This is a genomic window from Corynebacterium sp. ACRQP, from assembly GCF_022345915.1.
GTDB lineage: Bacteria > Actinomycetota > Actinomycetes > Mycobacteriales > Mycobacteriaceae > Corynebacterium > Corynebacterium lehmanniae.
Genome location: NZ_JAKRMZ010000005.1, coordinates 92,018 through 102,432, shown reverse-complemented (window position 1 = coordinate 102,432; position 10,415 = coordinate 92,018). Strand labels below are relative to the sequence as shown.

Sequence of the window (10,415 nt, the reverse complement as noted above, 5' to 3'; positions counted from 1 at the left end):
ACATGAGACTGGAAGCTAACCAGTAACTCCACAACACGCCTGAGCGGGGACCGCTACCGGATCCCCACTCAGGCGCTACCACAAACTCACCACACCGCTACCATTTCAATCTTCTAAACATTGACGTCTTCTACCCAGTGGGCGGTGAAGATGCCATAGAGAAGTTCCTACCCCGAGTTCGTTGGGGCCAGACAGTCGATTCACTCTTCTCCGACCTCTGGCACTTCGGAGAGCTGAACGACTTGGTGAAACCGTTTCAATGCCTGAAAATCGGAAACGAGTACGCGACTACGACACCGCCACCGCGCGAGGTTGACTGCCCGATGGTCACCGTTGATGTCCCCAACGAGTCGCTCCGGCTAAGTAAGGCCGACGGCGAGTTGCTGATGATTGTGGACCTCACCGATGAGGCCGTTGAGCGGATGTTGGCCGAATTTAGGCGGCTAGTGGACCCCTGGGCGCAGCCTCGGATGCCCGTCGGTTCACATCCCGACTATGAGCCCTGGGCTGGCGCTGTGCCATTCTGAAAAATGTGATCCTCGTAACAGTTTTTCTCCTTATGTGTTCGATGGTGGACATAGATCCTGTTTATGTCGGGGCGGCTTGTAGGTTAATCGTAAACCCATCCGATTAGGCAACTTGAAAGGAGGGCGAAATGACCGTTGAACTGCGAAAGCACGTCGACACAATCATTCATGCCCTCCTGGCCATGAAGGACCTGTGTGCAGACCCCGATGCGGTCGAGTTCGAGGAGGTTCGGGAGGATTTCGAGCGCCTCGAAGCAATATTCAACGTGAAGGCTACGCTCGACGCGCTTTTCGCGTACGTGTGCGAGCGTGACGACGCCGGGCGCGTCGTCGGCTCAAAGCACGCCAATCAGTACCTTCAAAAGAAGCTCGGGTTGGAGCCCAAGGACGCCTACGACCGTCTCGCCCGAGGCCGGGACTACTACGGTGAGCCCGAGGTTGAAGAGGAGCAGGTCACCGACCTGTTCGATACCGATTGTGAGGAAACCCCCGCGGATCCGGCGGCGGAGGCAGAGCGGGAGGAAGCGGCCCGCGAGGCTGCTCGAGCGGCTGCCCGCGAAGAGGCGCGGCGCAAGCAAGAAGAAGCCCGCCGTGCCGCCGAGCGAGTGAACGCCGAGAAACAGCGCGTGATCCGCCAAGAGCTAGACAAGCTTGTCGGGGATGCGAAGGGAGCGCGTGCCCGTCTCCAGGCGGACGCGCTCGCGGAGGCTCCTCGACGTTCCGTGAAAGATTTGCGCGCCACCGTGCGCCGCTGGGTCGAGCGCGAGAACCGCAAGCACGTCGAGCCTACGAACCCGAACGCGGGCATGGAAAACCGCGGGCTGCACATCGGCGCCCAGCGCGCAGACGGGACATGCCGGATAACTATCGATGCCGTGGCCTCTGATTCAGCGCTGTTCAAAGCGCTGAGCGATAAGGGGTTGGTGCCCAACTCGAACCTCCCCGAGGGTGTCGAGGATTACCGCACGCCGTCGCAACGCAGGTACGACCAGTTCTCTGAGATCCTCAAGCATTACGACGCCTGTGAGAAGCCAACCGGCGGCGGGTGCGCGTCCGTGGTTGTGTCGGTGACGCTGGACGAGCTGGCGGAGGCCGAGCCGACCACGAAGTTCGCCACCAACACCGGAATCGAGCTCGACGCCTTCGACCTCGTGCGTTTGGGCATGGATCGTACTTCCGACTTCGTGCTGACTGTCGACGACGCAACGTCGTTGCCGTTGAACCTCTATCGGACGCGTCGACTGGCGTCACTGGCGCAGCGGATCACCTTGCTGGCGGTGCAGGGCGTGTGCGCCTGGACCGGCTGCACTGCCCCGCTCACGGAGACGGAGATCCACCACATCACATCGTGGCTGCAAGGCGGTGACACCAACATCGACAACCTCACAGCGCTGTGTCGGACCCACCACCGCTGCAACAACGACTTCAAAGACCACAGAAACAACACCAGTCACATGGATGTGGACCCAGCGACGGGTCGGGCCGGGGTGAAGGAACCCGAGTGTGCAACGCTGCAGTTCAACCACGCGGACTCGGCCGAGCATTCAGCGGTGAACAGGTTACGGAAGAGACACCGGCAGCGCGATCGGGCAACCGTGCCCGATCCGGGTGGCGCTACGGCCCCACCGGATACTCGCGTACCACCAGAACCGCCGGATCCACCTCCCCCACGGGAGCCGGTGGAGCCCCCGCCATGGGCGAAGGGGCAAGACCCGTACCCGCCGTTCTAGATTTGCCCCGAGCACCTCGGGAAGTTTAGGCGAGCTCGACGATCTCCATGTACTCGTCGCTCCACATGTCCTCGTCGCCCTCGGGCATGATGATGACCCGCTCCGGCTCAAGCGCGCGCACCGCGCCCGGGTCGTGGGTGACCAGGACGACGGCACCCGTGTAGGTCTTCAGCGCGTCGAGAACCTGCTCGCGGGATTGGGGGTCGAGGTTGTTTGTGGGCTCGTCGAGCAGCAGGACGTTCGCGCGCGAGGAGACGAGGGTGGCCAGCGCGAGGCGGGTCTTCTCGCCGCCCGAGAGCGTGCCGGCGGGCTGCTCCAGCTTGTCGCCCGAGAACATGAAGGCACCGAGCAGGCCTCGCAGGTCCTGCTGGCCGGCGTCGGGGCAAGCCTCGATGGTGTTCTCCCAGACACTCTTGTCGCCGTCGATGGTGTCGTGCTCCTGGGCGAAGTAGCCGATCTTCAGCCCGTGGCCCGAGACCACGCCGCCCTCGCCGTCGGTGCGCTCCACCCCAGCGAGCAGCTTGAGCAAGGTGGTCTTGCCGGCGCCGTTGGTGCCCAGCACGACCACGCGCGAGCCCTTGTCCACCGCCAAGTCCACCCCCGCGAAGACCTCGAGGGAGCCGTACATCTTGGTCAAGCCCTTGCCAAACAGCGGGGTTTTGCCGCACGGCGCCGGCTCCGGGAAGGAGATGGAGGCGACCTTGTCGGCCACCCGGACCTCGTCGAGCTCCCCCATCATTCGCTCGGCGCGCGCCATCATCTGCTTCGCGGCCGAGGCCTTCGTGGCCTTCGCGCCCAACTTCGCGGCCTGCTTCTGCAGGGCTGAGGCCTTCTTCTCGGCGTTGGCGCGCTCGCGGCGGCGCCGGGCCTCGTCGAGGGCGCGGGCATCCTTGTACTTGGAAAAGCCCATGTTGTACACGTCGGCCTCGGCGCGCACCGCGTCCAGGAACCAGACCTTGTTGCACACCGCGTCGAGCAGCTCAACATCGTGGGAGATCATGATCAGCCCGCCCTCGTGCTTGGACAGGAAGTTGCGCAGCCAAGAGATGGAGTCGGCGTCGAGGTGGTTGGTCGGCTCGTCGAGAAGCAGGGTGGTCTGGGACTTGCCCGAGCCTTGGCGCGAGGCGAACAGGATCTGGGCGAGCTCCACGCGGCGCCGCTGGCCGCCCGACAGGGTCTTCAGCTGCTGGTCCAGGATGCGCTCCGGCAGCCCCAGGTTGTCGCAGATCTGCGCCGCCTCCGCGTTGGCCTCGTAACCGCCGAGCGCCTGGTAGCGCTCCTCCAAGCGGGAAAACTTCGCGATCGCCTTGTCGCGCTCCTCCCCGTCCGTCTCCTCCATCAGCTTCTGCTGCTTGGCCATCGAACGCTGGATCTGGTCCAGGCCGCGGGCCGACAGGACGCGGTCGCGGGCGGTCTGCTCAATGTCGCCCTCCTTGGAGTCCTGCGGGAGGTAGCCGATCTCGCCCGAGCGGGTCACCGAACCGCCGTAGGGTTCGGTCTCCCCCGCCAGGATGCGCATCGTGGTGGTCTTGCCGGCGCCGTTGCGGCCGACCAAGCCGATGCGGTCGCCGGGTTGGACGCGGAGGTGCTGGCCGGGGGCGTCGAGAAGCGTGCGCGCGCCGACCCGGACCTCGAGATCATTGGTGACAATCACGGGGGTTCACTGTATCAACCACCCCCAAATCGCCAGCTACTTCTTCGACACCGCGCGCACGATCCAAACGATTAGCGCGATGATCAGCGCGACCTTCAGCGCAACCAGGCCGACGGTACCGAGCATGGCCAGAATTTCAGCAAACCCAACGTTCACTACAATCCTCCTTCACAACGCGCAAGTCCCCCACAGGTTAACAACCTGGGGGGACTTCAAGGGGCGCTTTTACACCGCGAAACCGAGGGCGCGGAGCTGCTCGCGGCCCTCCTCGGTGATGAACTGCGGGCCCCACGGCGGCATCCAGACCCAGTTCAGGTCCAGCTCGTCGACCGCCGTGTTGTTCACGACCGACAGGGTGGCCTGCTCCTCGATCACGTCGGTGAGCGGGCACGCCGGCGAGGTCAGCGTCATGTTGATCACCGCGACAGTTTTGCCCTCGCGCTCCTCAATCCAGGTGTCGTAGACCAGGCCGAGGTCGACGACGTTGATGCCCAGCTCCGGGTCGATCACGTCGTGGAGGTACTCCTCCACCTCGCCGATGAGCTTGAGCTGCTCCTCGGTCTGCTGTGGGCGCTCCGGCTGCTTGTCCGGTTCAGTCATAGCTACTCCTTATCTTCCGGGGCGTCCGATTCTCCCAGGGCGTCCGACGTCGCCGCCTGGAACGCCTTCCACCCCATAAGTGCGCACTTCACGCGCGCCGGGAACTTGGCCACGCCGGCGAAGGCCACGCCGTCGCCGATCTTCGCTGCATCCCCCTCGACGGTGCCGCGCGAGGTGATCATCTCGTCGAAGGCGGCGAGCTTCGACATCGCCTCGTCGACAGGCAGCCCGATGACCTCCTCGGCCATCACCGAGGTGGAGGCCTGCGAGATCGAGCAGCCCTCAGCGTCGTAGGAGACATCCTCGACCGTGGCGCCGTCCTCGGACAGGTGCACGCGCAGGGTCAGCTCGTCGCCGCACGACGGGTTGACGTGGTGCACCTCCGCCTCGTACGGCTCGCGCAACCCGGCGTGCTGCGGGTTCTTGTAGTGGTCCAGGATGACTTCCTGGTACATGGATTCGAGGTTCATCGCGCGAAAAACTCCTTCGCTTTGCTAATCGACGACACCAAGGTATCAACCTCGTCCAGCGTGTTGTACAGGTAAAAGCTCGCACGTGACGTGGACTGCATGTCCAGGCCACGGTGCAGCGGCCACGCGCAGTGGTGGCCCGTGCGGATGGCAACGCCCTCGGAGTCGAGCACCTGGCCCAGGTCATGCGGGTGCACGCCCTCGACCGTGAACGCGATCGCGCCGCCGCGGTTGTCGGCGGTGAGCGGGCCAGCGATACGCAGCCCGTCGATTGCCTGCATCTGCTCCAGCGCATACTCGGTGAGTTCGTGCTCATGAGCCTGGATGTCTTCCATCCCGACCTCGTTGAGGAAACGCACCGCCTCGCCGAGCCCGACGACCTGGGAGGTCATCTGGGTGCCGGCCTCGAACCGCTGCGGCGCCGGCGCGTAGGTTGAGCCCTCCATGCGCACGACCTCGATCATGGAGCCGCCCGTGAGGAACGGCGGCAGCTCGTTGAGGTGCTTCGAGTACAGCGCGCCCACGCCGGACGGGCCGCACATCTTGTGGCCGGAAAACGCCGCGAAGTCGACGTCGAGTGCGTGGAAGTCCACCGGCATGTGCGGCACCGACTGGCAGGCGTCGAGCACTGTGAGCGCGCCGACCGCCTTAGCGCGGCGCACCATCTCGGCGACGTCGGCGTGCGCGCCGGTGACGTTGGACTGGTGGGTAAAAGCCACCACCTTGACCGTGTCGTCGAGCTCGAGGGAGTCGAGGTCGATGCGGCCGTCCTCGGTCATCGCATACCACTTCAGTTCAGCTCCGGTGCGTCGCGCCAGCTCCTGCCACGGCACCAGGTTCGCGTGGTGCTCGAGCTCCGTGATCACGATGGTGTCGCCCTCACCCACCACGAACGAGCCGGCGCGGGAATCACCCAGCACGTACGCGACCAGGTTCAGCGCCTCGGTGGCGTTTTTGGTGAACGCGATCTCGTCGTTGTCCGCGCCGACGAAGGCGGCGATGGCCTCGCGGGCGGACTCGTAGGCGTCGGTGGCCTCCTCCGCCAGCTCGTAGGAGCCGCGGTGCACGGGCGCATTGCAGCCGAGCACGAAGTCGCGCTCGGCATCCCACACGCGCTGCGGACGCTGCGACGTCGCCCCCGAATCCAGGTACACCAGCGGCTTGCCGCCGCGCACGGTGCGCGACAGGATCGGGAACTCCTTGCGGATGGCAGTTACGTCGAGCGCCATTAGATGAACTTCTCGTAGCCCTCGGCCTCGAGCTGGTCGGCGAGCGAAGAGTCGCCGGTCTGCACGATCTTGCCGTCGGCGAAAACGTGGATGAAGTCGGGCTTGACGTAGTTCAGGATGCGCTTGTAGTGCGTGATCATGAGCACGCCGCCGCCGGTCTCGTCCTGGTAGCGGTTGATGCCTTCGGAGACGATGCGCAGCGCGTCGACGTCCAGGCCGGAGTCGGTCTCGTCCATGACCGCGAACTTCGGCTTCATCAGGGCGAGCTGCATGACCTCGTGGCGCTTCTTCTCGCCGCCGGAGAAGCCCTCGTTGACGGAGCGCTCGGAGAAGGAGGCGTCCATCTGCAGCGCCTCGCGGGCCGCGTTGAGCTCGCCGACCCACTCGCGCAGCTTGGGAGCCTCGCCGCGCACCGCGGTGACGGCGGAGCGCATGAAGTTCGACGAAGACACGCCCGGCACCTCCACCGGGTACTGCATGGCCAGGAAAAGGCCGGCGCGGGCGCGCTCGTCGATCTCCATGTCGAGCACGTTCTCGCCGTCGAGAAGCACCTCGCCCTCGGTCACCTCATACTTCGGGTGGCCCGCAAGGGTGTAGGCAAGGGTGGACTTGCCGGAGCCGTTCGGGCCCATGATCGCGTGGGTCTCGCCGCCCTTGATAGTCAGGTTGACGCCCTTGAGGATCGGCTTGGGCTCCTGGCCCTCCTCGGTCGGCAGGACGTTGGCGTGCAGGTTCTTAATTTCCAGGGTGGACATGTATTGCTCCTTTTAGTTTTCGTTGCGCTCGAGCTCGCCGGCGACGCGGGCGATGAGTTCTTCGCGGATGGACTCGACGGGGATCTGGTTGAGGACCTCGTTGAAGAAGCCGCGGATGATCAGGCGGGTGGCGTCTTCCTCGCGGATGCCGCGGGAGCGCAGGTAGAACAGCTGGTCGTCGTCGAAGCGGCCGACGGTCGCGGCGTGGCCTGCGCCGGCGATCTCGCCGGTTTCGATCTCCAGGTTCGGGATGGCGTCGGCGCGGGCACCGTCGGTGAGCACCAGGTTGCGGTTGGTCTCGTAGGTGTCGGTGCCCTTCGCCTCGGCACGGATGAGCACGTCGCCCACCCAGCAGGTGCGGGCTTCCGGCAGCTTGGAGGCCTTGTCGCCCTGCAGCGCGCCCTTGTACAGCACGTTGGAGCGGCAGTTCGGCACCGCGTGGTCCACCAGGAGGCGGTTCTCGATGTACTGGCCCGCGTCCGCGAAGTACACGCCGGTCAACTCGGCGTCGCCGCCCGGCGCCTCAAACGCGAGGCGCGGGGTGATGCGGACGATCTCACCGCCGAAGGTGGCCACGTGGTGGCGCAGGGTCGCATCGCGCTTCACGACGATCGACTGCTGGCCCACATGCACCGCATCCAGTTCCCAGTCGGCGTCCACCACGGCGTTGACGCGGGAGCCCTCGCCGATGACCCAGTTGACGTTGTCGGCGTGGGTGCCGGAGCCCGCGTAGCGCACCACAACGGTGGCGGAAGAGTTCGCGCCGGTCTCGACCACGACGGTGCCAAAGGTGGTCTTGTCGGCGCCCGCGCCGGTGATGGTCACGGTGATCGGCTCGGTCAGCTCCGCGTTCGCCGGCACCGAGATCAGGGTCGCGTTCTCGGAGGAGGTCCACGCCTGGGCGGCGACACGGTCGACGGGGGCGCCGGCGGCGGTCACGCGCTCGTCGTCAAGCGAAACCTGCTCGACTGCGACCTCGCTGGGACCCTCCACCGCAATCTGCGCCTCGGCCTGCGGGGCGAACTCGCCGTTGTGCAGGCCGCGCAGGCGGCGCAGGGAGATGAAGCGCCAGACCTCGTCGCGGCCGCCCGGGACCTCGAAGTCCTCCACGTTGAAGGAGGAAAACAGGTCGCCCTTGTTGTTGTGCGTGGTGGCGTTTTTGACGGTTTCGGCCATTTAGCCCACCGATCCTTCCATTTGCAGCTCGATGAGGCGGTTCAGCTCGAGGGCGTACTCCATGGGCAGCTCCTTGGCGATCGGCTCGACGAAGCCGCGCACGATCATGGCCATGGCCTCTTCCTCGGCGATGCCGCGGGACATGAGGTAGAACAGCTGGTCCTCGGAGACCTTGGACACTTTCGCCTCGTGGCCCAGGGTCACGCGGTCGTTGCGGATGTCGTTGTACGGGTAGGTGTCCGAGCGCGAGATGTCGTCCACCAGCAGCGCGTCGCACTCCACGTTGGACGCAGAGTCGTGGGCGTTGGCGTTGATCTGCACCAGGCCGCGGTAGGCCGCGCGGCCGCCGCCGCGGGCGACGGACTTGGACACGATGGACGAGGAGGTGTGCGGCGCCATATGCGTCATCTTCGCGCCGGTGTCCTGGAACTGGCCCTCGCCAGCGAACGCAACGGAGAGCACCTCGCCGCGGGCGTGCTCGCCGGTCATCCACACGGCCGGGTACTTCATGGTCACCTTGGAGCCGATGTTGCCGTCGACCCACTCCATGGTCGCGCCCTCTTCAGCCTTCGCACGCTTGGTGACCAGGTTGTAGACGTTGCTGGACCAGTTCTGGATGGTGGTGTAGCGGCAGCGGCCGCCCTTCTTCACGATGATCTCCACCACCGCGGAGTGCAGCGAGTCCGACTTGTAGATCGGGGCGGTGCAGCCCTCGACGTAGTGCACGTAGGCGTCCTCGTCGACGATGATGAGGGTGCGCTCGAACTGGCCCATGTTCTCCGTGTTGATGCGGAAGTAGGCCTGCAGCGGGATGTCCACGTGGACCCCCGGCGGGACGTAGATGAAGGAGCCGCCGGACCACACGGCGGTGTTCAGCGCCGAGAACTTGTTGTCGCCGGCCGGGATGACGGAGCCGAAGTACTCCTTGAACAGGTCCTCGTGCTCGCGCAGGGCCGTGTCGGTGTCGACGAAGATGACGCCCTTTTCCTCCAGGTCCTCGCGGATCTGGTGGTAGACCACCTCGGACTCGTACTGCGCGGCCACACCTGCGACGAGGCGCTGCTTCTCCGCCTCCGGGATGCCCAGCTTGTCGTAGGTGTTCTTGATGTCCTCCGGCAGGTCGTCCCAGCTGGCGGCCTGCTCCTCGGTGGAGCGGACGTAATACTTGATGTTGTCGAAGTCGATGTCGGACAAGTCCGCGCCCCAGGTAGGCATCGGCTTTTTGTCGAAGATCTCCAACGCCTTCACGCGCTGGTTGAGCATCCATTCCGGCTCGTTTTTGATGCCGGAGATGTCGCGCACGACCTCTTCGTTCAGGCCGCGGCGCGCGGAGGCGCCGGCGACGTCAGAGTCGTGCCAGCCGTAGTTGTAGGCGCCGATCGACTCGATGATCTCGTCGTCGTTCATCGGCTTCTCAAGGCCTGGTGTGGGCTTCACTTCAGTCATTGTCAGCCGCTCCTTTCGTTGCTGTTCCCGCCGGGCGCGTCCGGGTGCGCGCCGCAGCAAGGGGGATGTTAGTTGTGCAGATTCCGTCGCCGTCGGAGATGAGGGCGAGCGGCTGCACATGCGTATCGACGATCCGCGCCACCGCCTCCCTTTCCGCCTCGCAGAATTCCGGGTGCGCCGCGGCGACGGCGGACACCGGGCAGTGGTGCTGGCAGATCTGGATGCCGGCGTCGGTGCGGTGGACGCTCGGGGCGTAGCCGTGCCTTTCCAGCGCGGCGGCGACGCGGCGCGCCGTCGACTCGGCATCTTCCGCCGGTTCCACGTCGCCGAGGATCTTCTCCACGCGAGCGCGGGCGAAGTCGCGCACCGCGTCTTCGCCCCCGATCTGCTGGATCAGTTCCACGGCGTCGAGCGCGAGACCGTCGTAATGCGAACCGAAGCGCTCCCGGCCCGCGGCGGTGAGCTGGAAGTGCTTGGCCGGACGGCCGCGCCCCTGCTCCTCGCCCGCGACGGCGCGCGGTGCGCAAGGCTCGGCCAGCTGCTCCTCGACGAGCTTGTCCACGTGCCTGCGCACGCCGGCCGCCGAGAGGTCGAGCTCTTCCGCGATGTCGCTGGCCGCTACCGGCCCCCGCTTGAGCAGGACCGACATCACCTGCGAGCGCGTGTCGCCGCCAGCGCGGGACGCGTCCGCAGGAGCGGGGTTGTGGGTTTCCACTGTATCCACGATGGCACCACCTTTCGCTCGATGTGGTCTGGGTCGCTGCCTTTTCACAACACTAGTGTGTTGTAAATATTCCTGCCGCACCGGGTGGGCCCGTGTCGGGGCGC

The 10,415-nt window shown here is 65.6% G+C and carries 9 protein-coding genes; 1 reads left to right on the top strand and 8 read right to left on the bottom strand.

Features of this window, described 5'->3' with window-relative positions; all coding sequences use genetic code 11:
- Positions 1 to 655 precede the first annotated feature (655 nt).
- Complete coding sequence (locus MHY23_RS03535; protein ID WP_239306446.1) at positions 656 to 2,257, top strand: HNH endonuclease signature motif containing protein; 1,602 nt, start codon at positions 656 to 658, stop codon at positions 2,255 to 2,257.
- A 25-nt stretch (positions 2,258 to 2,282) separates the two neighbouring features.
- Here MHY23_RS03535 and MHY23_RS03530 read toward each other — a convergent pair whose 3' ends face one another.
- The 8 genes from MHY23_RS03530 to MHY23_RS03495 all read right to left on the bottom strand — a co-directional run bounded on the left by MHY23_RS03530 (position 2,283) and on the right by MHY23_RS03495 (position 10,311).
- Positions 2,283 to 3,911: an ABC-F family ATP-binding cassette domain-containing protein gene (locus MHY23_RS03530; protein ID WP_181888458.1), complete on the bottom strand. Its 1,629-nt coding sequence runs from the start codon at positions 3,909 to 3,911 to the stop codon at positions 2,283 to 2,285.
- A gap of 225 nt (positions 3,912 to 4,136) precedes the next feature.
- Complete coding sequence (locus MHY23_RS03525) at positions 4,137 to 4,511, bottom strand: metal-sulfur cluster assembly factor (RefSeq protein ID WP_239306445.1); 375 nt, start codon at positions 4,509 to 4,511, stop codon at positions 4,137 to 4,139.
- Positions 4,512 to 4,513: 2 nt separating this feature from the next.
- Positions 4,514 to 4,981: a Fe-S cluster assembly sulfur transfer protein SufU gene (sufU, locus tag MHY23_RS03520; protein WP_239306444.1), complete on the bottom strand. Its 468-nt coding sequence runs from the start codon at positions 4,979 to 4,981 to the stop codon at positions 4,514 to 4,516.
- The gene (locus MHY23_RS03515) at positions 4,978 to 6,210 is read right to left on the bottom strand and encodes a cysteine desulfurase (RefSeq protein ID WP_239306443.1); all 1,233 of its coding nucleotides are present in this window, start codon (positions 6,208 to 6,210) and stop codon (positions 4,978 to 4,980) included. Before MHY23_RS03515 ends, sufU begins: the two co-directional genes overlap by 4 nt.
- Positions 6,210 to 6,965, bottom strand: a complete 756-nt coding sequence (sufC, locus tag MHY23_RS03510; RefSeq protein ID WP_194992348.1) for a Fe-S cluster assembly ATPase SufC — start codon at positions 6,963 to 6,965, stop codon at positions 6,210 to 6,212. The genes MHY23_RS03515 and sufC overlap by 1 nt, the downstream gene beginning before the upstream one ends.
- A gap of 12 nt (positions 6,966 to 6,977) precedes the next feature.
- Positions 6,978 to 8,141, bottom strand: coding sequence for a Fe-S cluster assembly protein SufD (gene sufD, locus MHY23_RS03505; RefSeq protein WP_239306442.1), 1,164 nt, complete (start codon positions 8,139 to 8,141; stop codon positions 6,978 to 6,980).
- A complete protein-coding gene (gene sufB / locus MHY23_RS03500) occupies positions 8,142 to 9,587 on the bottom strand; it encodes a Fe-S cluster assembly protein SufB (RefSeq protein ID WP_269951916.1) in 1,446 nt (481 codons plus the stop codon).
- Positions 9,580 to 10,311, bottom strand: a complete 732-nt coding sequence (locus MHY23_RS03495) for a metalloregulator ArsR/SmtB family transcription factor (RefSeq protein ID WP_338026577.1) — start codon at positions 10,309 to 10,311, stop codon at positions 9,580 to 9,582. The genes sufB and MHY23_RS03495 overlap by 8 nt, the downstream gene beginning before the upstream one ends.
- Between the last annotated feature and the right edge of the window lie 104 nt (positions 10,312 to 10,415).